Annotated in this window: 20 protein-coding genes; 4 read left to right on the forward strand and 16 right to left on the reverse strand. The window is 59.9% G+C overall.

Going from position 1 to position 22,318, the window contains the following annotated elements; all coding sequences use genetic code 11:
• Positions 1-79 precede the first annotated feature (79 nt).
• Positions 80-1,432, forward strand: a complete 1,353-nt coding sequence (locus Thiowin_RS15060) for a YihY/virulence factor BrkB family protein (protein ID WP_328983817.1) — start codon at positions 80-82, stop codon at positions 1,430-1,432.
• Here Thiowin_RS15060 and rnhB read toward each other — a convergent pair.
• The 15 genes from rnhB to rpsB form a co-directional block, all read right to left on the reverse strand.
• Entirely contained in the window at positions 1,429-2,028 is a 600-nt protein-coding gene (gene rnhB / locus Thiowin_RS15065; RefSeq protein WP_328983818.1) for a ribonuclease HII, read from the reverse strand. The genes Thiowin_RS15060 and rnhB overlap by 4 nt on opposite strands.
• A complete protein-coding gene (gene lpxB / locus Thiowin_RS15070; RefSeq protein ID WP_328983819.1) occupies positions 2,029-3,204 on the reverse strand; it encodes a lipid-A-disaccharide synthase in 1,176 nt (391 codons plus the stop codon).
• Positions 3,204-3,974 carry an acyl-ACP--UDP-N-acetylglucosamine O-acyltransferase gene (lpxA, locus tag Thiowin_RS15075; RefSeq protein WP_328983820.1) on the reverse strand — a complete coding sequence of 257 codons (771 nt, stop codon included), beginning with the start codon at positions 3,972-3,974 and terminating at the stop codon, positions 3,204-3,206. The genes lpxB and lpxA overlap by 1 nt, the downstream gene beginning before the upstream one ends.
• Positions 3,975-3,977: 3 nt before the next feature.
• A complete protein-coding gene (gene fabZ, locus Thiowin_RS15080; RefSeq protein ID WP_408034087.1) occupies positions 3,978-4,421 on the reverse strand; it encodes a 3-hydroxyacyl-ACP dehydratase FabZ in 444 nt (147 codons plus the stop codon).
• Between the two features lie 46 nt (positions 4,422-4,467).
• Positions 4,468-5,559, reverse strand: coding sequence for a UDP-3-O-(3-hydroxymyristoyl)glucosamine N-acyltransferase (lpxD, locus tag Thiowin_RS15085; RefSeq protein WP_328983822.1), 1,092 nt, complete (start codon positions 5,557-5,559; stop codon positions 4,468-4,470).
• A 27-nt stretch (positions 5,560-5,586) separates the two neighbouring features.
• Positions 5,587-6,135, reverse strand: coding sequence for an OmpH family outer membrane protein (locus Thiowin_RS15090; RefSeq protein WP_328983823.1), 549 nt, complete (start codon positions 6,133-6,135; stop codon positions 5,587-5,589).
• Positions 6,136-6,168: 33 nt separating this feature from the next.
• On the reverse strand, positions 6,169-8,478 hold the full coding sequence (bamA, locus tag Thiowin_RS15095) for an outer membrane protein assembly factor BamA (protein ID WP_328983824.1): 2,310 nt from the start codon (positions 8,476-8,478) through the stop codon (positions 6,169-6,171).
• A gap of 110 nt (positions 8,479-8,588) precedes the next feature.
• A complete protein-coding gene (gene rseP / locus Thiowin_RS15100) occupies positions 8,589-9,956 on the reverse strand; it encodes an RIP metalloprotease RseP (RefSeq protein WP_328983825.1) in 1,368 nt (455 codons plus the stop codon).
• Between the two features lie 3 nt (positions 9,957-9,959).
• Positions 9,960-11,177 (reverse strand): 1-deoxy-D-xylulose-5-phosphate reductoisomerase, encoded by a 1,218-nt coding sequence (gene ispC, locus Thiowin_RS15105; RefSeq protein ID WP_328983826.1) that lies wholly within the window; start codon positions 11,175-11,177, stop codon positions 9,960-9,962.
• Positions 11,174-12,025, reverse strand: a complete 852-nt coding sequence (locus Thiowin_RS15110; RefSeq protein ID WP_328983827.1) for a phosphatidate cytidylyltransferase — start codon at positions 12,023-12,025, stop codon at positions 11,174-11,176. Before Thiowin_RS15110 ends, ispC begins: the two co-directional genes overlap by 4 nt.
• A gap of 36 nt (positions 12,026-12,061) precedes the next feature.
• Positions 12,062-13,045 carry a polyprenyl diphosphate synthase gene (gene uppS, locus Thiowin_RS15115; protein ID WP_328983828.1) on the reverse strand — a complete coding sequence of 328 codons (984 nt, stop codon included), beginning with the start codon at positions 13,043-13,045 and terminating at the stop codon, positions 12,062-12,064.
• Positions 13,045-13,602, reverse strand: coding sequence for a ribosome recycling factor (frr, locus tag Thiowin_RS15120; protein ID WP_328983829.1), 558 nt, complete (start codon positions 13,600-13,602; stop codon positions 13,045-13,047). The genes uppS and frr overlap by 1 nt, the downstream gene beginning before the upstream one ends.
• Positions 13,599-14,333: a UMP kinase gene (gene pyrH, locus Thiowin_RS15125; protein ID WP_328983830.1), complete on the reverse strand. Its 735-nt coding sequence runs from the start codon at positions 14,331-14,333 to the stop codon at positions 13,599-13,601. The genes frr and pyrH overlap by 4 nt, the downstream gene beginning before the upstream one ends.
• Positions 14,334-14,393: 60 nt before the next feature.
• Entirely contained in the window at positions 14,394-15,275 is an 882-nt protein-coding gene (tsf, locus tag Thiowin_RS15130; RefSeq protein ID WP_328983831.1) for a translation elongation factor Ts, read from the reverse strand.
• Between the two features lie 127 nt (positions 15,276-15,402).
• A complete protein-coding gene (gene rpsB / locus Thiowin_RS15135) occupies positions 15,403-16,179 on the reverse strand; it encodes a 30S ribosomal protein S2 (protein ID WP_328983832.1) in 777 nt (258 codons plus the stop codon).
• A gap of 779 nt (positions 16,180-16,958) precedes the next feature.
• On the opposite strand from rpsB, the gene map reads away from it, so the two are divergent.
• Both map and glnD read left to right on the forward strand, forming a co-directional pair.
• Complete coding sequence (gene map / locus Thiowin_RS15140) at positions 16,959-17,741, forward strand: type I methionyl aminopeptidase (RefSeq protein WP_328983833.1); 783 nt, start codon at positions 16,959-16,961, stop codon at positions 17,739-17,741.
• Positions 17,742-17,749: 8 nt separating this feature from the next.
• On the forward strand, positions 17,750-20,443 hold the full coding sequence (glnD, locus tag Thiowin_RS15145) for a [protein-PII] uridylyltransferase (RefSeq protein ID WP_328983834.1): 2,694 nt from the start codon (positions 17,750-17,752) through the stop codon (positions 20,441-20,443).
• On the opposite strand, the gene Thiowin_RS15150 is transcribed toward glnD, so the two are convergent.
• Positions 20,440-21,726, reverse strand: a complete 1,287-nt coding sequence (locus Thiowin_RS15150) for an O-acetylhomoserine aminocarboxypropyltransferase/cysteine synthase family protein (protein ID WP_328983835.1) — start codon at positions 21,724-21,726, stop codon at positions 20,440-20,442. The two genes, glnD and Thiowin_RS15150, sit on opposite strands and share 4 nt — an antisense overlap.
• 363 nt (positions 21,727-22,089) lie before the next feature.
• Here Thiowin_RS15150 and Thiowin_RS15155 point away from each other — a divergent pair, with 363 nt between their 5' ends.
• Positions 22,090-22,308 (forward strand): hypothetical protein, encoded by a 219-nt coding sequence (locus Thiowin_RS15155; RefSeq protein WP_328983836.1) that lies wholly within the window; start codon positions 22,090-22,092, stop codon positions 22,306-22,308.
• Positions 22,309-22,318 lie beyond the last annotated feature (10 nt).

Genomic DNA, 22,318 nt, shown 5'->3' on the forward strand with positions numbered 1-22,318 from the left:
CCCGGACAATCAAGCTGCCACTGCGCGCAAAGGGCCGCGGAACCGATACCGAGCGAGCCGGGTCACCACAAGCCGCGACATGATCGACTTTAAGCTCGTTCCCAACCGATTCGAGCAATTGCTGTGGCAGACTCCATTGGAGCAGCTGCCACTGGCACAGCGCTCCGCGGTACTGATCGGGCGCGTGATCTTCGCCATCGGCCGGGATTTCCACCAGGGGCTGCTGTCCCTGCAGGCCATGAGTCTGGTCTACACCACCTTGCTATCGCTGGTGCCACTGCTGGCGGTGAGCTTCTCGGTGCTCAAAGGATTTGGCGTCCATAATCAGATTGAGCCCTGGCTGCTGCATGCGCTTGCACCCCTGGGCGACCAGGGCGGAGAGGTCGCGACCAATCTGATCGCCTTCGTCGACAAGACCAATGTCGGCGTGCTGGGCTCAGTCGGGCTTGGGCTACTGCTCTATTCGGTACTGTCGCTGATTCAGAAAATCGAGCAAATCTTCAATGCCACCTGGCGCGTCAAACAGCTGCGTCCCTTTGGGGAACGCGTCAGTCATTATCTCAGCGTCTTGCTGATCGGCCCGGTACTCTTTTTCTCGGCGGTCGGAGCGACAGCCTCCCTGCGCAGCTACACCCTGGTGCAATGGCTGCTTGAGCAAAAGGCCATGGGTTTTCTGCTCGGCTCGGTGTGGCCCTGGTTGCTGCCCTATCTGCTGATCACGTTGGCCTTTACCTTTACCTACGCCTATGTGCCCAACACCCGAGTGCGACTGCGCGCGGCCCTGATCGGCGCCTTGGTGGCCGGGCTGCTGTGGCAAACGGTGGGCTCGATCTTTGCCAACTTTATTACCGGCTCGACTCGCTACGCGGCCATTTATTCCTCCCTGGCGATTTTGATTCTGTTCATGATGTGGGTCTATATCGCCTGGCTGATTGTGTTGATCGGCGCCAATATCGCCTTCTATGTGCAAAATCCCGCCTATCTGAACACGAAAACGCGCGAACCGCGTCTGAGCAACCGTCTGCGCGAACGCCTTGCGTTATCTGTCATCGGCCGCATCGCCAGCGACTACGCGCAAGGACTGGCTCCACCCAATGCCGAGGCGCTCGCCAAAGCCTGCGGCGTGCCCGGCACCAACATCGCCACCCTGATCGACATGCTCGAGACGGCGGAGCTGATCCGGCGCACCGCGGACAGCACCGCTGCCAATCACCCGGCTCATACCGAGGGGTTTATTCCCAGCCGTCCACCAGAGCGCATTAGCATCCAATCCGTGCTCGATGCTGTGCGCGACTATGAGCAAACAGGCGCACCCCCATCCCTGGCAGGCCCGGTGGCTGATATTGAGGCACGCATCATGAAAGCGACAAGCGAGGCAGTTTCTGGCCTGACGCTGAAGAATCTCATCGACAATCCCTCGGGCACGGATTAAAAACACTCAAGGGGATCAAGTAGCTTGCGCACGGGAGCAAAGCTCAAGCGATGCTCGGGACATGGCCCCAGGCGCTGCAGGGTCTCGAGATGCACTCTGGTCGGATAACCTTTGTGACGCGCGAAGCCATAGCCTGGGTATTGGGCATCGAGCTCCACCATCAGAGCGTCGCGCGCCACCTTGGCAAGGATTGACGCGGCGCTGATGGCCGGCTCACGCGCGTCGCCGCGCACAATGGCCTCGGCCGGGCAGCACAGATCGAGCGGGCAGCGGTTGCCATCGATCAGGGCGCGGTGCGCTGGTGGCCGCAGGGCATGCACAGCCTCACGCATGGCCCTCAGACTGGCGTTGAGAATGTTCTCCCGATCAATATCCGCCGCGCTGACCAGAGCAATGGCATAGCCAAGCGCATTGGCGCGAATCTCCCGGTCCAGCTGCTCACGCTGGGTCGCGCTTAATGTTTTCGAGTCCGCCAGGCCCGTCAGTGGCTGATTGGGATTCAGGATCACCGCGGCCGCCACCACCGGGCCAGCAAGCGGGCCGCGCCCAGCTTCGTCGACGCCGGCGATGCGCGAGACGCCCGACAGCGCCGGCATTCAAACCGACCCTGGCGCTTTGATCAGCGCAAGCAGCGCGTCTGCTGCCCGTGCCGCCGCGTCCTGCCTTAGCCGCCGATGCACCCGCTGATAGGCGGCCTGAATTTCCTCGCGCAGCGCAGCGTCGTCGAGCAGCCGGAGCAGCATGGGCGCCATTGCACTAGCGTTGCAGCGCTCTTGCAGAAATTCCGCCGCCAGCTCGCGACCCACGAGCAAATTGGCCATGGCGGCATAGGGCACCTTGATCAGACGCAGCCCTTTGAGCAGCGCCCAGGTCAGAGGATTGAGGCGATAAGCAACCAGCATCGGGCGCTTAAGCAGCAGAGTTTCAAGCGTGGCGGTGCCCGATGCTGTCAGGACAATGTCCGCCGCGGCGATGGCCTCGCGCGAGCGCCCGTCCAGCAGCAGCGGTCGCAAGCGACCTTGGCCGAGCTGCCGCAGCCGGGATTCAAAGACGGCGCGAATACGCTGTGAAACCAGAGGTACTACAAAACGTAGATCGGGGCGCTCACTCTGACATTGCAAGGCTGTTTCGATAAAGGGATCGGCGAGCCGCTCGACTTCGCTCAGACGACTGCCTGGTAAGAGCGCGACCACGGATGCTATTGCGGGCAACTCGGTCGCGGGCAGCCCGATTGCCGCGCGTGCTTGCGCCTGATCGACATCAAAGGGGATGTCGTCGGCCAGCGGATGCCCGATATAGCGCACTGGCACCCGATGCCGGCGCAGAAATTCCTCCTCAAAGGGGAAAATGCTGAGCATCAGATCCACCGCGCGGCGGATTGCCTTAACCCGACCAGGGCGCCACGCCCAGACCGTCGGACAGACTAGATGCGCGGTTGGAATGCCCGCCGCGCGCAGATCACGCTCCAGCCCCAGATTGAAGTCCGGCGCATCAATACCGACAAACAGGTCGGGTTGCAACGCGAGCACTCGCGCACGCAGTTCGCGGCGCAAGCGCAGCAGCCGCGGCAGTTCCTTGAGAACCTCGACAAAGCCCATCACCGACAATTGCTCCAGTGGCAGCCAAGTCTCGCAGCCCTCGGCAATCATCTTGGGGCCTGCCACACCGACGAAACGCGCATCTGGACAGCGCGCGCGCAGTGCGCGCAGCACCAGGGCACCGAGTTGGTCGCCGGAGGGCTCGTTGGCAACCAGGGCAATGGTGACTGGCATCAGCGCAGCAGACCGCGCGCGCGCGTAGCGACAAAATCCGCCATCAACCCCAGGTCCGGCGCCGTGGCCGCCAACTCACGCAGGCGTCGGATGGCTTCATCGATCAACAGCCCAGAGCGGTATAGCAGCCGATAGCCCTGGCGAATCTGACGAATACGTTCGGCATCGAAGTGCCTGCGGCGCAGGCCTTCGACATTCACGCCGCGCGCGCGTGCAGGATGCCCGCTCACCGTGACGAAAGGTGGAATATCCTTGGCCACCACCGAGCCCATGGAGGTAAAGCAGTGGGCGCCCAGACGACAGAACTGATGCACAATGGTAAAACCACCCAGAATAGCCCAGTCGTCAACTTGAATATGCCCCCCGAGCGAGGCGGCATTGGCCATGATGACATGATTGCCGATATGACAGTCATGGGCCACATGCGTGTATGCCATCAGCAGATTGTCGTTGCCAATACGGGTAACGCCCAGATCCTGGGCAGTACCGCGATGCAAAGTGGCAAACTCTCGGATCACATTGCGCTCACCGATGTGCAGTTCGGAGTGCTCGCCGGCAAATTTCTTGTCCTGCGGCGCCTCGCCCACCACCGCGAACTGGTAAATCTGATTGTCTTCTCCGATGTGGGTCGGGCCTTTGATCACAACATGGGATCCAATGCGGCAGCCACGGGCAATGCTCACCTCGGCGCCGATTACCGCAAAGGGACCCACCTCCACATCCGGGTGAAGATCAGCGTCGGGGTCGATAACCGCGCTCGGGTGAATCAAGAATTAGAAATCCCGCGCCGTGCACATAATTTCGGCTGTCGCGACCAGGTTGTCATCGACCCGCGCGACACCATCGAACTTCCAGATACCGCGACGCACCTGCTTCAGAGCGACTTCCAAAAACAACTGATCACCGGGTTCAACTGGTCGTTTGAAGCGCGCCTTATCGATTCCGACAAAGTAATACAATGACTTTTCACTGACCTCGTCCGGCCGCGACGCCATGGCCAATAGCCCCGTGGCCTGCGCCATGGCTTCCACGATCAGCACCCCCGGCATGACCGGGCGCACAGGAAAATGCCCGGTAAAGAAAGGCTCGTTGAAGGTGACATTCTTGAGCGCGAGCAGCCGCTGATCCGGCTCGAACTCCACCACCCGGTCCACCAACAGAAAGGGATAGCGGTGTGGCAAGAAGCTCATCACCTTGTGAATATCCATGATTACCAAAATTGCCTCCAGGAACCCACTAGCAAGACGTCACCCATCACAGAAATCATTTGCGAACGCCAGACGGCGCATCATCGGCGCCAGCGTCAACCTCGCTGCCCTCGGGTGTCAGTGTGGCGAGACGCTCCTCGAGCTGCTTCAGGCGCCGTGCCATCTCATCGAGCTGCCGAAAACGCACCACCTGACGCCGCCACTCCGCGGCCGGCATCGCCGGAATACCGCTACTGTAAACACCGGCCTGACGAAAGGAACGAGTCACCATCGCCATGCCTGAAAAATGCACGTTATCGGCAATGGTCAGATGCCCCGCCATTCCGACCGCTCCCGCCAGGGTGCAGTTACGCCCAATGCGGGTCGACCCGGAAATGCCGCCGCAGGCCGCCATGGCGGTATTCTCACCTATCTGCACATTGTGCCCAATCTGCACCAGGCTATCGATCTTGACGCCATCGGCAATACGTGTGTCCTCTATTGCACCGCGGTCCACGGCGGAATTCACGCCGATTTCGACATCGTCCCCCAGGATCGCGCGCCCAATCTGCCTCATCCGCATCCAGCGCTCGCCATCCTTGGCGAATCCAAAGCCTTCCCGACCGATCACGGCGCCGGGATGCAAGAGCGCGCGCCTGCCGATCACGCTGTTCTCGCACACCACAACACGAGCGACCAAACGACTGTGCGCGCCGATGCTCGCGCCCGCCAGAACGATACAGCCGGGACCCATCTGAACACCAGGGCCAATCTCAGCATCCTGCTCAATCACACACAAAGGGCCAACAGATGCGCTTGGATCGATGCGCGCCATCTCATTGACCACCGCGCTGGGATGGCAGCCTGGTTCCGGGCGCACCCGCGGATGAAGAATTTCGATGGCACGCGCGAATGTGAGATAGGGATTCTCCGACAGCAGAGCAGCCGAAGGACAATCCGCCAGATCATCAGATCTCAGAATAACGGCGCCGGCTGAGGTTTGCGATAGACGATCACGCAGCTTTCGATCGCCAAGGAAGGCCAGACAATCATTAGCGGCACGCTCAAGCGTCGCGACACGCGACACGCGAATGCTGCCTTCACCGGCTAACTCAGCGCCGATGCGCACCGCCAAGTCCGCGAGAAGTATCCCGTTATTGCTTTGCATGACCGCACGGATCGCATAACCGCGCTATCAGCGGTCGGCAAACTCCCGTTTCAGACGTTCAATGATATCCGCGGAAACGTCCATGCGTTCGCTAAAGTAGACCACGCCATCGGTCAAAATCAGATCAATGCCCTTTTCACGCGCAATTTGCGCCACCACCTCCTCGACCTGTTTTACCAGACGCGTACGCAATTCATTCTTGCGCAGCGCGAAGTCTGCTTGCAATTCTTCCTTCTCATAACGCAAACGTCGCGTGCGTGAGCGAATGTCATTTTGCAAACGCTGTAGTTCATCCTCGCTCATCAGCGCGGCATCACGCTCGAGTCGCTGTTGCAACCGATCAATGCCTTCCTGTTGATCAAGCAGGGTCGTTTCGCGTTCGCTCAACTCCTCGGTCAACACTTGGCGAGCCGACTCGTACTGCGGTGACTCCTCGACGATGCGGTTTGGGTCCACGATAGCAATCCGCAGGCTGGCACTGTTGCCGGGGTAAGGAGATTCCGCCCAGGCAACACCATGGATCAAAGTTACCAAAAAAAGGACAGAACCGAAGCGTCGCACCGTCAAATGCTCCATGAAACTCTCAGATCTCAAGTGGATCTCTTGTCATTAGAAATTTTGCCCAAAGGAGAACTGGAATACCTGCTCGTCGTCGTCATCCTTGGCGTTAATCGGATAGGCAACACTGACTGACAGAGCCCCCACGGGGGACAGCCATGCCAACGACAGACCCGCTGAATATCGGAGATCTCCTAGGTCAAAGCCAGTCGGTGCAACCAAATCAGATGGCTCTGTCCACCAGACGTTACCAAAATCCAAAAAGGCCCCAAGACGCAAGGTGTCCTCGAACTTTCCGCCAACCGGGGGCGGCGCGAACAATTCGACGCTGCCAGTCAGCATCATATTGCCGCCAACTGGATCATTTTCTTCCGTGGTTTCCCTCGGGCCCAGGGAATAGGCCTTCCAACCACGCACGGACCCTGGCCCACCAGCATAAAAATTACTAAAAAACGGCATTTCGGTGGTATCGCCATAGCCAGCGCCGTAACCAAAATTCGCTCTCAAGGCGAAGGTAAACCGCTGTGTCAGTGGAATGTACTGCCGCCCGCGGTAAGTAATGCGATAGAATTGCAAATCGCTTCCTGGCACCGCAATCTCACCATAGAGCGACTGCAAGGTTCCTTTGGTGGGGAAAATGGCCGAGTCACGCGAATCTTTCGTATAGCTTGCAGTCAAGAAAAAGTCGTTGAATTTATTTCCGTTTTGGGCTATGAAATCCTTAGCCAACTCGGAATACTCGCCGGCGAAAAAGTGCGTGTATTGGTAACGGGCCCCAAGACCGGCGCGACTCGTATCGGAAATCGGCAGGCCAAAATTCACTTCCGCCAAGCCCACGTCGGTTGAGTAGTCGGCGCCGATGGATTCGTCGTAATCAGTGGTCTGATAAGCTAGATCAAATCCGCGGCTAATGCCATCGACCGTATAGTAGGGGTTGGTGTAAGCCAGCCGGTAGAGCTGATCACTGCCGCTGGTATTGAAAGCAAAGGAGACCTGTTTACCGGTCCCAAGAAAATTGTTCTGCGATACGCTGGTACTAAACAAAATACCATCCGACTGCGAATAGCCCACACCTGCAAGCAGATTACCGGATGGCTTCTCCTTGACGGTCACATCGACGTCGACTAGATCCGGCGAGCCCGGAACTGCCGGCGTTTCAATGTTGACATCCTCAAAAAAGCCTAGTCTTTTCAATCGCTCGCGCGACTTGGTGACCCGATCCGCCGAGAACCAAGCGGTTTCGAGTTGTCGCATCTCACGACGCAATACCTCGTCGCGAGTGCGGGTATTGCCCTTCATGTTGACGCGACGAACATAAACGCGTTTACCTGGGTCGACAAAAAAGGTCACGGCGACAGTCTTATTCTCGGCATCGACCTCGGGTACGGTGTTTACGTTGGCAAAAGCATAACCCTCGTTGCCGAGCAGTTCCGAAATGCGCTCGGCGCTTTCGCTCGCGGCCTTGCGCGAAAACACGGCGCCGCGTTGCATCTCAATCAGCGGAAAGAGTTGCTCGACCGGGATGGACGGATCACCGGCCAAGCGAATATCGCTGACCTGATACACCTCACCCTCGTCAATGCCGATGGTCACGTAGATATCGTTTTTATCCGGACTAATAGTGACCTGGGTCGATGTAACCTGGAAATTAATGTAACCGCGGTCAAGATAGAAGGAACGTAGCGCCTCAATATCGCCGGCCAGTTTCTCCTTGGCATAACGGTCGTTCTTGCTGTAGAAGGAATTCCACTTGGTGGGCCCCAATTTGAACAGCTTAAGTAGCCGTTTTTCATTGAAATCTTCATTACCAATGATGTTAATCTGCTTGAGCCGGGCCGTCAGTCCCTCGGTGACCTCGATGCGCACGGCCACCCGGTTGCGATCCAGCGGCGAGACGGTCGATTCGACATCCATGCCGTACTTGCCAGCGGCAAAGTACTGGCGGCGCAGTTCCTGCTCGATGCGATCCAGGACTGAGCGATTGAAGACCCGCCCTTCGGCCAGGCCGATTTCCTTGAGTCCCTCCTTGAGATCATCAGTCTTGATGGATTTGTTGCCGACAATATCGATTCGGGCCACGGCCGGGCGCTCGCGCACCCAAATCACCAGCACATTGCCATCGCGCTCGACCTTGACATCATCAAAGAAGCCAGTGGTGTAGAGTGAGCGGATGATATCGGAGGTGACATCGTCGACCACCAGATCATTGATCTGCACCGGGAGATAGCTGAATACAGTACCAGCCGCGATGCGCTGCAATCCCTCGACGCGAATATCGGCAACGCGAAATGCCGCTGCGGCAGTTCCCATCCAGAACAACACGGCCAGCAGCAGGCTAAGCGCGCCCGCGCGGCGCTGCATCGTGCGTGTTATCGGCTTTGGCACACCTTTGCCCTCAGTGGATACATGTTTGGATTCATCGGCAGCGAAGAGCGGTTAGTATAAGGGAAACCCCTTAACCAGCCCAAGCCTCACAATCCGAGGAAGCGCGCGATGTCGACATAGAAAGCCAGCGTCATCAGTCCAACCAGCAGCGCGATTCCTAGGCGCTGGCTCAGTTCCATGACACTGTCTGGAAGCGGACGGCGAATGACGGCTTCCACCGCGAAGAAGAGCAGATGTCCGCCATCGAGCACCGGAACCGGCAGCAGATTCAGAAGCCCAAGGCTGACACTGAGCAGCGCGAGAAATTTCACGAAAGGCTCAAAACCAACCTGAGCCGTTCGCCCGGCCGCATCGGCAATGCCAATCGGGCTGCTCAGATTCTCGACCGAGACGCGACCGACCAGCATCCGCCCGATGAGACGCAAGGTCAACACGGAGACATCAGTGATCCGGGTCACGGCCGCGCCGGCAGCCGCCAGGGGCCCGAGTCGCACCACCACCTGTTGATCCACGAGCAAATCATCCGGTACCCGTGGCCCGGCACCGATGCGCCCGAAACGCTCATCCCCTTCCGTCATCACCGCCGGCACCAAGGAAATCAGCAGGGTATCCGCGCCGCGCTCGACTTGAACAGTCAGCGGCTGCCCCGGATGGGCACGCACAGCCTCGACCACATCCGCCCACACCCGCACGGCCTGGCCATTGATCGCGGTGATACGGTCGCCGGCTTGCATGCCAGCCTCGAGCGCCGGCTGCCCTGGCACAAGCTCGCCGATCACTGGCGGCAGCACGGGTCGCGGTCCGACCAGACCAACAGAGGTCAAAAAACCGCGTGCCGGGTCCAGTTGATCAAGATCGTTGCTGGGCAGCCAGCGATCCTGCGCCCTGCCCGCCTCGTCGCGCACCCGCACCAGCACATCCTCACCGCCAAAGGCCCCCTGCAGCAGCGCGAACCAGACCGCACTCCAAGTCGGGGTGTCGCGCTGATCAACACGCTCGATCAGGTCACCCGGGGTAAAGCCGGCACTGGCGGCAATCGACTCGGGCAGTACCTCGCCCACCTCGGGCCGCACACCGGACTCGCCGGCCATTAGCACCAGCCAGTACACCAGGAAAGCGAACAGAAAATTGGCCAATGGCCCGGCCGCCACAATGGCCGAGCGTTTCCATAGTGGCTGGCGATTGAATGCGCGCGGAAGATCGGCAGGATCAACAACCTCTTCCTCGCGTTCATCGACCATTTTTACATAGCCGCCGATGGGCCAGGCGGCGAGGACATATTCGGTTTCGTCGCCCCGGCGATGCCAGGTTAACAGCGGACTTCCAAAACCGAGGGAGAAGCGCAGCACCTTGACACCAAGCCGACGCGCCACCCAAAAGTGACCAAACTCATGCACAGTAATCAAAATGGCGATGGCAACCAGAAAGGCGCCCAGCTTAAGCAGCAAATCCATGCTTTAACCCTGCCCCACGCGGGTCGGCGCAAGGCCGGCGATACTCTGCTCGGCAAGCTCCCGCGCCTGACGATCAACTTCCAGAACCTGTGTCAGTCCCTGTCGCGGACCGCTTGCATCCACCGCCACCGTCGGTAGCTGATCCATCGTCATTTCGACAATCCGGCCGATGTCGGTAAAGCCGATGCGTTCGTCGAGAAAGGCCTCCACCGCGATCTCGTTAGCGGCATTCAGCACCACGGGCGCGGTGCCGCCCTCGCGCGCCGCGCGATAAGCAAGCCTGAGACAGGGAAAACGCTCGGGTGCCGGCGGTTCAAAATCCAACCTGGCCACCGAGAAGATATCCAGCATGTCCACGCCCGAGGCGATACGCTCTGGCCAGGCCAAGGCATGGGCGATGGGGGTGCGCATATCGGGATTGCCGAGCTGCGCCAGCACCGAACCGTCGTTGTACTGCACCATGGAATGAATGACGCTTTGCGGATGCACCACCACCTGAATGCGCTCTGGTGGGGTATCGAACAGCCAGCAGGCCTCGATGATCTCGAGGCCTTTGTTCATCATGGTGGCGGAGTCAACGGAAATTTTGCGTCCCATGCTCCAGTTAGGATGCGCGCACGCCTGCTCCGGAGTGACTCGCGCCAAGTCCGCCGCCGGCGTATTGCGAAAGGGACCACCGGACGCCGTCAGTAGAATCCGCTCGACACCAGCGCGCTCCAAACCTTCTGGACGTTGCGCCGGCAGACATTGAAAAATGGCATTGTGTTCGCTGTCGATCGGCAGAAGCTCAGCCCCGGAGTCCGCCACGGCACGCATCAAAATCGCGCCCGCCACCACCAAAGCCTCTTTATTCGCCAGCAGCAACCGCTTGCCAGCCTTGGCGGCGGCCAGAGTAGACATGAGTCCGGCGGCGCCGACAATGGCCGCCATCACGGCATCCACCTCCGGCAGGGTCGCGATCCGCTCAAGGGCATCCGCGCCCGCGAGCACCTCCGGCGGGTCAGACATCTCCGCCAGGGCGTCGCGGAGCTGCCCGGCCGCCTCGGCATCGACCATCACGGCAAAGCGCGGTCTGACAGCCAGGCACTGCTCGGCCATGCGCTCGACATTGCGATGCGCGCTCAGCGCCAGGACGCGGAAGCGTTGCGGATGACGCTGCACCACATCCAGGGTACTGACCCCTATGGAGCCGGTTGAACCAAGCACGGCAATGCCAATCATCCTGTCGCCTCCCAGAGCAGAAAACCAAGCGCGAACACAGGCACGGCGGCGAGCAGACTGTCCACCCGATCCAGCATGCCTCCGTGACCGGGGAGCAGGGAACCGGCGTCCTTGAGGTTGCGACGGCGCTTCAGCCAGCTCTCAAGCAAATCTCCCACCACCGACACCCCGGCCGTCAGCATGCACAGCAGTACCAGCCATAGCCAGGACAGCGGATTCCCGGCCATGGGTAACAACACCAGACTCCAAAGACCAGCGGCAATCAGGCCGCCCATCACGCCCTCGACAGTTTTACCTGGACTGACACTGGGCGCGAGCTTGCGCCGCCCGAAGCGACGCCCAGCAAAATAGGCACCGGTATCCGTCAGCCAGACCAGCATCAGCAAGAAAAGCACCATCCAGGCGCCGCCACTGGATCGCGCGTGAAGCGCCAGTACGCCGATCCAACAGGCTGAGATGACGGGCAAGGATACCAGCAGCATCGGCCAATCCGCCGCCTTGGCCGGCTGCACGTCACCAACACGGAAAATGACGGGGAGCATCAGGAGCCAAAACACCGCCACGGGGAGCAGGATTGGCAATGGCTCTCGCACTAAGCCGACCAAGCCAGATAGACCCAGAACCGCAAGCACAGTTAGGAGATAAGCCCAGCGCAAGATGGCGCGGGATAATCCCAGTAGTATCGCCAGCTCCCAAGCAGCAAGCCCGATTGCCGGCGCCAGCGCCACAGCCAAGCCGAGGGTAGGCAGCCAAAGCACGGCGCCCGCTGTCGCGAGCGCGAGCATCAACGCGGTCCAGAAACGCTCGCGTAGCGCCCCGGACGCTGCTGTCGCATTGGAGTCAGTCATGGCGGACGGATGATTCAATGGGCAGGAATTGACCTGTCAGGCCAAATCACGTGCGGATTGCACGGGCATCATCGGGGTATCGAGCCTGTGCGAAGCGTCTGCGTCGGAAGCGCCTTCATTGGGGAAATTAGGCGGCACTTGATCATTTTGCAGCGCGTTATGTTGCAGCCCACCCCCCGGCTCGCCGAGCTGCTCACCAATGAGACCAAAGCGACGCTGACGGCGGGCAAAATCCGCAAGCGCCAGTGCAAGGGCATCGGCGTCAAACTCCGGCCACATCAGCTCGGAAAAATACAGTTCGGCGTAAGCCGACTGCCAGAGTAGAAAGTTGCTGAGCCGCTTCTCGCCGCCAGTACGAATAAACAGATCGGGATCTGGCAACCCGGAGGTTGCCAAGCGTGCACCAATGGCAGCCTCGTCGATGGCATCAAGATCCATTCGCCCGGCAACCAACTCACTGGCCAAGGCGCGGGCCGCCTGAGCGATGTCCCAACGCCCGCCATAGTTAGCCGCCACCTGCAGGGACAAGCCGCGATTGTCGCGCGTGGCCTGCTCGGCCTCGCGGACTTGACGCTGAAACTTTTCCGAGAAGGCACTCAGGTCGCCTATCACCCGAAAGCACACATCATGCTCTACCAGGCGGCGGATCTCGATCCGCAAGGTGCTCATGAATAACTCGATCAGCACTCTGACCTCGGATTTAGGCCGCCGCCAGTTTTCGCTGCTGAAGGCGAAGATGGTTAATGCCGAAACCCCCCTGCGCAGGCATTCTTCGACAACCGCCCGCACGGCCTTTGCGCCAGCCCTGTGCCCAGCGGTACGCGGCAAACCACGCTGGCGAGCCCAGCGGCCATTGCCATCCATGATAATCGCCACGTGCGTGGGCAGCCCAGAAACCGGCGTCACCTTACCAAGGCCCGAATCAGATCCCTGACGCTGCCCGGTATCTGGCTGCGTCGTCCGCGCGGGTGGCGATTTTGACGAGGATTCAGGCAAGAATTCCTGCGGAACTGAACCCATCAGATCGCCATCAGATCGGTTTCTTTACGCTCCAGTACCTGGTCGACTTCCTTGACATACTGATCGGTGAGTTTCTGCACGATTTCCTGCCCGCGATGCTCATCATCCTCGGAAATCAACTTTTCCTTGACCAGTTCTTTCAGGTCATTGTTGGCGTCGCGACGAATGTTGCGCACCGCTACCTTCGCCTGCTCGGCCTCATGACGGGCAATGCGCTGCAGATCACGCCGACGCTCTTCGGTCAACTGCGGCATGGGTACGCGAATGACGGTCCCGGCGGTGTTGGGGTTGACCCCCAGATCGGATTGAATGATGGCCTTCTCGACCACGGACACCATATTACGTTCCCATGGTGTCACCGTTAGGGTGCGAGCATCCTCGGCGGCGACATTAGCGACCTGTGAGATGGGTACCTCGGAGCCGTAGTAGGACACCTTGACATGATCGAGCAGCGACGGATGGGCGCGGCCCGTGCGGATTTTCGCCAACTCATGGCCGAGCGCCTCGACACTCTTGGCCATGCGTTCGGCGGCGTTTTGCTTAATGTCGTCGATCATTGCTTGGGTTCACTCTCTACTAGTTCACTCTCTACTAGGGAGCCAATATCCTCGCCAGCCGCGGCCCGAACCAGCGCTCCCGGTTCGTAAATGTTCATCACCCGCAGCGGAACCTGGTTATCGCGGCACAGCACGATGGCGGTGGCGTCCATCACCTTGAGGTTTTCGCGCAAGGCTCTATCATAGGTGAGTCGAGGATACAGCACCGCATCGGGATGCGTCACAGGGTCGGCCGAATAAATCCCATCGACCTTGGTGGCTTTAATGAGTAAATCCGCGCCGATTTCAATCGCACGCAGGCTGGCGGCGGAGTCCGTGGTGAAGAACGGACTGCCAATGCCAGCGGCAAAAAGAGCCACCCGCCCTGCATCCAAATGCGCCACTGCGCGGCGGCGAATGTAGTCTTCGCACACCTGGTTGATTTTGAGCGCCGACATCACCCGGGTCGGCACGCCGATGCGCTCGAGCGCGTCCTGCATGGCCAGGGCATTCATCACGGTGGCAAGCATACCCATCTGATCGGCGGTGACGCGGTCCATGCCCGCACCGGCCAGGCCAACGCCGCGAAAAATATTGCCGCCGCCAATCACCAGGGCGATCTGGGTCCCGGCGGCAACCACCTCGGCAACCTCGGCGGCAATGCGGTTCAGGACCGTTGGATCGATCCCGCAGGGCGAGTCACCGAGCAGAGCTTCCCCGCTGAGCTTTAGCAGAATCCGACGGTGCGGCATGGATGCTCCGTTATTGATGCCGATGAAGGCTGCAGGTCGCTGGCGCCAAATTGGCCTGACTCAGACGCCGCGCGCCTGAGCCTGGACCTCCTCGGCGAAGTTCTCGGTTTTCTTCTCGATGCCTTCACCGACCTCGAAGCGCGCGAAACGCTTCACCCTGGCGCCGGCCTTTTTCAACAAGTCGCCAACCGTCTGTTCCGCATCCTTAACGAAGGCCTGACCATGCAGGGTGACCTCTTCGAAGAACTTGCGCACCCGCCCCTCGGTGATTTTATCGATGATGTTTTCCGGCTTGCCGCTGTCGAGTGCTTGGGCACGAAAGATCTCTCGCTCCTTGGCGACGGCCTCGGCCGGAACCTGATCCTCGCTCACCCAGCCCGGATTGGTGGCGGCAATGTGCATGGCGATGTCTCGGCCAAGCACCTCGTCACCATCAATGAGCTCGACGATCACGCCAATGCGAGTGCCGTGGCGGTAGTGATGCAGACGACCCTCGACATTATTGAAGCGCAGCAGTCGACGCAGCTGGATGTTTTCGCCCACCTTGGTGATCAGCGCCTCGCGCGCAGCATCGACTGTCTCGCCCGAGGCCATTGTCAGGGCGGCCAGGGCGGCAGCATCCTCGACTTCAGCTGCCAGCGCGGTATCGGCTGCGGCAGCGGCAAAGGCGGCAAAGTTCTCATCCTTGGCGACAAAATCGGTCTCGCTGTTGATCTCCAACACCACGCCCTGCTTACCATCCTCGGAGATGCGAATTTCCACCACGCCGTCAGCGGCGGTGCGGCCGGCCTTTTTGGCGGCCTTGGCCTGACCAGACTTGCGCATGGCCTCAATGGCCGCCTCAATGTCGCCGGCGGTTTCAACCAGCGCCTTTTTGCATTCCATCATTCCAGCCCCGGTGCGCTCCCGAAGCTCTTTGACCAGACTGGCCGTGATTGCCATGAAATCCCCCAATCAATAAAAAAAACTGTCAGCCGTCGGCTCAAGGGCCGGGCTGGTGCGGGTTGGTCCGCGGAAACACTCGCGCGCCCGGCAGCAATGGCCGAGACTGAAGGCCTGACAACTGGCCTCAGGCAGCGACGTCATCGACTGCAGCCGCGGTCGGTTCTTCCTCGGGCACGAACTCTGCGCCATCGGCATTGCGCCCACCGGCCATCGCGGCAGCCGTTTGGCGACCATCGAGAATGGCCGAGGCGGCAGCTTCAATGTAAAGGCGCACAGCGCGAATGGCATCATCGTTACCCGGAATAACGTAATCCACCGAGCCCGGATCATTGTTTGTGTCAACCACGCCAACAATGGGAATCCCGAGTTTGTTCGCCTCGGTGATCGCGATGCGCTCATGGCCCACGTCAATGACAAAAAGCGCATCCGGCAGGTTACCCATGTTTTTGATGCCACCCAAGCTCAGGTCGAGCTTGTCGCGTTCACGGCTCAGTGTCAGCGCCTCTTTCTTGCCAAAGCGCTCAATGCTGCCGTCTTCGAACATGGCCTCGAGTTCTTTCAACCGCTGGATAGATTTGCGCACCGTCTGGAAATTGGTGAGCATGCCGCCGAGCCAGCGGTGATTGACATAAGGCATACCACAACGCTGCGCCTCCTCGCGAATGGGGTCATGTGCGGCGCGCTTGGTGCCGACAAAGAGAACGCGCCCGCCATTGGAGGCAAGCTTGCCGAGATAGTTCATCGCATCCTGAAACAGCGGCAGGGTCCGCTCCAAGTTGATGATGTGAATTTTGTTGCGCTGGCCAAAGATATAGGCCCCCATCTTGGGGTTCCAGTAGCGGGTCTGGTGCCCGAAGTGAACGCCAGCCTGCAGCATCTGGCGCATGGATACATCTGTCATTGGTGTACTCCGTTTGGGTTGAACCTCCGCGAACCCCATCACACAACCTCACCTGATCCGTGAGGCACCCAGTGTCATGTGTCGGAACGCGTGTGGCGTTGGATATTGAATGCAATGGCGAAACTTGATACGGATTTCGCCCGGTGCGAACGCGAGGCCTGCCTGAATGGGGCGCACCCATGTTGTTTAAGGATCCGAAACGGATCGATCTGTTTCGGTTGGGCCTATTCAGCGCAGCTGGTTTCAGCTTTCTAGATCTCAGCTTGGCCAGATCTCAGCTTGGCCGAATCTCTGCTTACCGGATTTTAGCTCGACTGGACGCAACTGGAGAGCACGGCTCCGTCGGAATGCAAGATGCGGGAGACTCCCAACAACGGATTCCGCTCCCGTCCCGCCGAACAAACCCCTAAATCCACCCAAGATAAATTCCCGACAGGTACCTCGGGGCAACTCGCCATTTCCAAGTTCACTGGTGAAGTTCACTGGTGAAGTTCACTGGCGAAGTGCCCTCACATCTGGCGCAGTTTGCGGCTTCGCGGCGCATCTTATACCATGATGGGCTGTTCATGGGCAACGATGTACTCGCTTCCCCCGCTTGCAAGGCCGGGTTCCAGAATGGGACTTTGCTCCCCATCTAGCCAGTTTGGGTCTCGCTGGCCCTTGCTTACCGCAACTGTCCAGCGCAACCGTCCAGTGTAAGCCGAGCGTCTGCCGTCTCGCGCCCCTTTACTAGGTACCCATTGCTTTAGCGCCTTGCCCAGAATCATCGACCCGAATCCATGAGCGTTACCATCAAAACCCCCGCGGAAATCGACAAAATGCGCATCGCCGGCCGCCTCGCGGCGGAGGTGCTCGACATGATAGGTGAACACATAGAACCCGGCATTACGACAGATGAACTCGATCGCATCTGCCATGACTTTATTGTCAACACACAAAACGCCATTCCCGCGCCGCTTAACTATCGCGGCTTTCCCAAATCGATCTGCACCTCGGTCAACAACCAAGTGTGCCACGGCATCCCCTCGCACAAACGCCTGAAAAAAGGGGATGTACTCAATATCGACGTCACCGTGATCAAAGACGGCTTCCACGGCGATACCAGCAAGATGTTTACCATCGGCCAGCCCTCGGTGCTGGCCAGCCGGCTGATCGACGTTACCCAGCAGGCAATGCGCGCGGGAATCGAGGTCGTGCGTCCCGGCGCAACCCTTGGCGACATCGGCCATGCTGTTCAGGCCCTGGTCGAGCGCAATAAGTTCTCCGTTGTACGCGAATATTGCGGACACGGAATTGGTCGACAGTTTCACGAAGAGCCCCAGGTGTTGCATTATGGAAAACCTGGGGACGGTCTGGTGTTGCAACCCGGCATGTGTTTCACCATCGAGCCCATGGTCAATGCCGGAAAACGCTTCATTAAGCAATTGCCAGATGGCTGGACTGTGGTCACCAAGGATCGCAGCCTCTCCGCGCAATGGGAGCACACCATCCTGGTGACTGCCAGCGGCTACGAAATCCTCACCCTGCGCGACGAAGAGCGCGCCCAGATGGAGGCTGCCTGAGCAGGAACATGACTCCGGATGCCATCATTCATCAGCCGCTCACATCGGCTGAGCGCGAACGTCTCATCAGCACCCCGCCCGAGAACTGTGTGCGCGTGTTCAAGGAGATACTCGCGCAAGCGACCAGTCGCCTGTCCGAGGCTTTTGACGCCGCGGTTCCCGTGGGCGCACTGGCCATTGCTCGCAGCCGCCTGATCGACGAGTTGCTGATCCATGCCTGGCGTCAGTTCGGCCCATCCGACACCCAGGCCGCGCTGGTCGCCGTCGGCGGCTATGGCCGGGAAGAACTGATGCCGGCCTCGGACATTGACTTGCTAATGCTGGTAGCGCCCGAAGCGGTAGAGGCAACGACTGAACACCTAAGCGCCTTTCTGACCTTTCTGTGGGACATCCGCCTTGAGGTCGGGCATGCCGTGCGCACGCCGGCCGAATGCCAGACCGAGGCGCGCGACGACGTGACAGTGATCACTAACCTGATTGAAGCGCGGCTGATCGCTGGCAAGGAGGACTTGTTTGTCGACATGCAGCAGGCCATCGCGCCGGAGTGCGTTTGGCCGAGCGAGGCCTTCTTCGACGCCAAGTGCCGAGAACAACGCGCACGCTGGCAGAAATACGGCGAAACCGCTTATAACCTGGAGCCCAACATCAAGGAAAATCCGGGCGGTCTTCGCGATATTCAGATGATTGTTTGGGTGACCAAACGTCATTTTGGCACCACGGCGCTGGAAGAACTGGTCCGCCACGGGTTCCTGACCCAAACCGAGTATTTCACCCTCATCGACAGCCAGGCGTTGCTGTGGCGGATTCGCTTTGCGCTGCATCGGCTCGCCGGGCGGCGCGAGGACCGGCTGCTATTCGATTACCAACGCACCCTGGCGGCTGAATTCGGCTTCTCGGACACCGAGACCGACCTCGCCGTCGAACAGTTCATGCAGCAGTACTATCGGGCCGTGATGGAGCTGAATCGGCTGAATGAAATGTTGTTGCAGTTGTTTCGCGAGGCCATCGTTCTGCGCGACCACGTCGGCCCGCCGCAACCAATCAATAAGCGCTTTCAGTCTCGCAGCGGCTATCTGGAAGTCACCCACGATCAGGTCTTCAATCGCTCGCCCTTCGCGCTGCTTGAACTCTTCCACATTCTGCAACTGCAACCGGAACTCAAGGGGGTGCGCGCCAGCACCATCCGCCTGGTGCGCGAGAACCGCCATCGCATCGATGACGATTTTCGCGAGGATCTGCGCGCGCGCAGTCTGTTCATGGAGATTTTCCGCCACCCCACCGGGCTTAGCCGAGTGCTGACGCGCATGAATCGCTACGGCGTGCTGGCGCGCTACATCCCGGCCTTCGCCAACATTGTCGGGCGGATGCAGTATGACCTCTTCCATGTCTACACGGTGGATGAGCACACCCTCATGTTGGTGCGCAATCTGCGCCGCTTCAGCGTCCGTGATTTTGACCACGAGTTTCCACTGTGCAGCGCCATTGCCCGCCGAATCCCCAAGCGCGAGTTGCTCTATCTGGGTGGGCTGTTTCACGATATCGCCAAGGGCCGTGGTGGCGATCACTCGCAACTCGGTGCCCGCGACGCCTGGGACTTCTGCCAGCTGCACCATTTAAGCGAGTACGACAGCCGCCTGGTCGTCTGGCTGGTCGAGACCCATCTGCTGATGTCCCTGACAGCGCAGCGCAAGGATATCCGCGACCCGGATGTGATTCAGGAATTCGCCGCCCTGGTCGGGGATGTCAACCGGCTGAATTATCTCTACCTGCTCACCGTGGCCGATTCGCGCGCCACCAACCCAAAGCGCTGGAATTCCTGGAAGGATGCCCTGCTGCGCGAGCTTTATCTGAGCACCCGCGACAGCCTCGAGCGCGGCCTCGATAACCCCCAGGCGCAGGACGATCTGATTGAACAAAAACAAACCGAGGCCATGCGCATTCTCGCCCGCGCCGGCATTGAGGCCGAGCAGTGCCGCGACCTGTGGCACAAACTGAGCGCTGATTTCTTTGCCCCTGCCTCGCCCGAGGAGATTGCCTGGCAGAGCCAGCAGATCCTCGCCAGCAACCGCCTTGGCCAACCTCTGGTGGCCATCCGCTCGCTGGCGCCGCGCGGCTGCAGCGAGATTTTCATCCATGCGCGCGACGGCAAGAATCTGTTCGTGCGCACCACGGCGCTGCTCGATCAACTCGGGCTCAACATCGTCGATGCCCGCATCACCACCACGGACGATGGCAGTGCCATGAACAGCTTTCAGGTGCTCGGCGCCGATGGTCTACCCGTTCCCCAGGGCGAGGAGACCGACGAACTCTGCGCCCTGCTGCACCGCGAACTCGAACAACTCGACAATGACAAGGTCGAGGTCGCCCGGCGCCTGCCGCGCCAGCATCATCACTTCCCGATCGAGACCCGGGTCAGCTTCAACGACGATCCCAAGCGCCAGCGTACCATGATGCGCCTGGTCACCCTGGACCGCCCCGGCCTGCTGGCGGAAGTTGGCAGCGTGTTCGAGAGCTGCGACATCCGCCTGCAAAGCGCCAAGATCGCCACCATTGGTGCCGAGGTGGACGACGTCTTTTTTATCACCACCCTGGCCGACGGTCCCATCCGCTGCGAGACCGTCCTGGCCTGTCTGCGCCAGGAAATCCATCGGCGCCTGGAAAAATCATCGGAACGGGGCGCATCCCGCCCGGCCGGTGGCTAGGCCGCCGCCAGCGCCTGGTCCAGATCGGCGATAATGTCATCGACATGCTCGATGCCAATTGACAGACGCACCAGATCCTCCGATACGCCCGCGGCCTTAAGCTCCTCGGGCGAGAGCTGGCGATGGGTGGTGGTCGCCGGATGACAGGCCAGCGTCTTGGCATCACCAATATTCACCAGGCGCACCGCGAGCTTCAGCGCATCGATAAAGCGCGCGCCGGCTGCTCGGCCATCGCCGCCGCTTCCGCGAATCCCGAACGAGAGGATGGAACTGGCGCGCGCATCGCGCATATACCTTTGCACCAGTGGATAATCCGGACTATCCGGCAGGCCCGCATAGCGCACCCAGGCCACCTTGGGGTGCTCGCGCAGATACTTGGCCACCGCCAGCGCATTCTCGCAGTGGCGGTCCATGCGCACTGGCAGAGTCTCGATGCCCTGCAAGATCAAAAAGCTGTTAAAGGGCGAAATGGCCGCGCCCATGTTGCGCAGTGGCACCACGCGCGCGCGGGTGATGTAGGCCGCGGCTCCCAGGGCCTCGGTATAGACCACGCCATGATAGGACACATCGGGCTCATTGAGCATCGGAAAGCGCGCGGCATGCTTCGCCCAGGGAAACTGGCCGCTGTCCACCAATACCCCACCAATGGTGGTGCCATGTCCGCCCATGTATTTGGTCAACGCATGCACCACGATGTCCGCGCCATGCTCGAACGGACGACACAGATAGGGCGATGGCACTGTGTTATCGGCAATCACCGGAACACCCTGCTCATGCGCCATGTCGGCAATTGGGCGCAGATCCGCCACATTGCCAGCCGGATTGCCAATGGTTTCGCAAAACACCGCGCGCGTGTGACCGTCGATACGCGCGGCCATGGCGTCGACGTCATTGGGCGCCACCAGTCGCACCTCTATCCCCAGGCGCGGCAGGGTATGGGCGAAGAGATTGTAGGTGCCACCATAGAGTGTCGAGGTGGCGATGATATTGTCGCCGGCCTGCGCGATGGTCAGAATGGCGTTGGTCACCGCCGACATGCCAGAGGCCAACGCCAGCGCGCCGACACCGCCCTCCATGGCCGCGACCCGCTTTTCCAGCACATCGCTGGTTGGGTTCATGATGCGCGTGTAAATGTTGCCGGGCACCTTGAGGTCAAACAAGTCCGCCCCGTGCTGGGTATCATCGAAGGCATAGCTGGTGGTCTGGTAAATGGGCGTGGCCACCGATTTAGTGGTCGGGTCCGGCTCAAAGCCCGCGTGAATGGCCAGTGTTTCGATTCGCATGATTCCTGTCTCCCCCTCTAAAGTTTAAGATTTTGATTTTAAGTGGTTATTTGAAAAGGCGCGGGCGGATTCTTAACAATCCATGGCAGCCGAATCGGCGATGGATCATAGTCGAAAAGCCGTGCCCGGCAAAAACCCTTGCCCATCACCGGCTGGCACGGACAACCAGCAGTCAGGGTAGCATCGCCAGCGAAGCTGCTCCGGGGTATCCTTGCAATTCCCAATCGGTTCTGCGACAAAACAGCGTGAATTTCAGCCACCGCTAGGCATGCTCCCACTGGTCTATGCGCAGGGACCGAGCGGGTCCCTTTGCCGCGCTATCGCAAGCGCAGTCTTTTTGCTTCAGTATAGGGAACGGTCACCATGCCCTACTTCGTCTACCAGGTCTCAACCAACCGCCAATTGACCTATATCGACACCAAAGAGCGCTATCAGGACGCCCGCACCCTGGTGCGCGAGTTACGCGCCAAGAACTCCGCCGATGACAAGGGCGAGTATCGCCTGATCTTCGCCCATCAACAGGGAGAGGCCGAGAAGCTACTTTCCACCCCGCGCGACGAGCGCGTGATTGGCGAGGATTGACCTCCCGGCA

Origin of the sequence: Thiorhodovibrio winogradskyi (assembly GCF_036208045.1) — a bacterium.
GTDB classification, from domain to species: Bacteria; Pseudomonadota; Gammaproteobacteria; order Chromatiales; family Chromatiaceae; genus Thiorhodovibrio; species Thiorhodovibrio winogradskyi.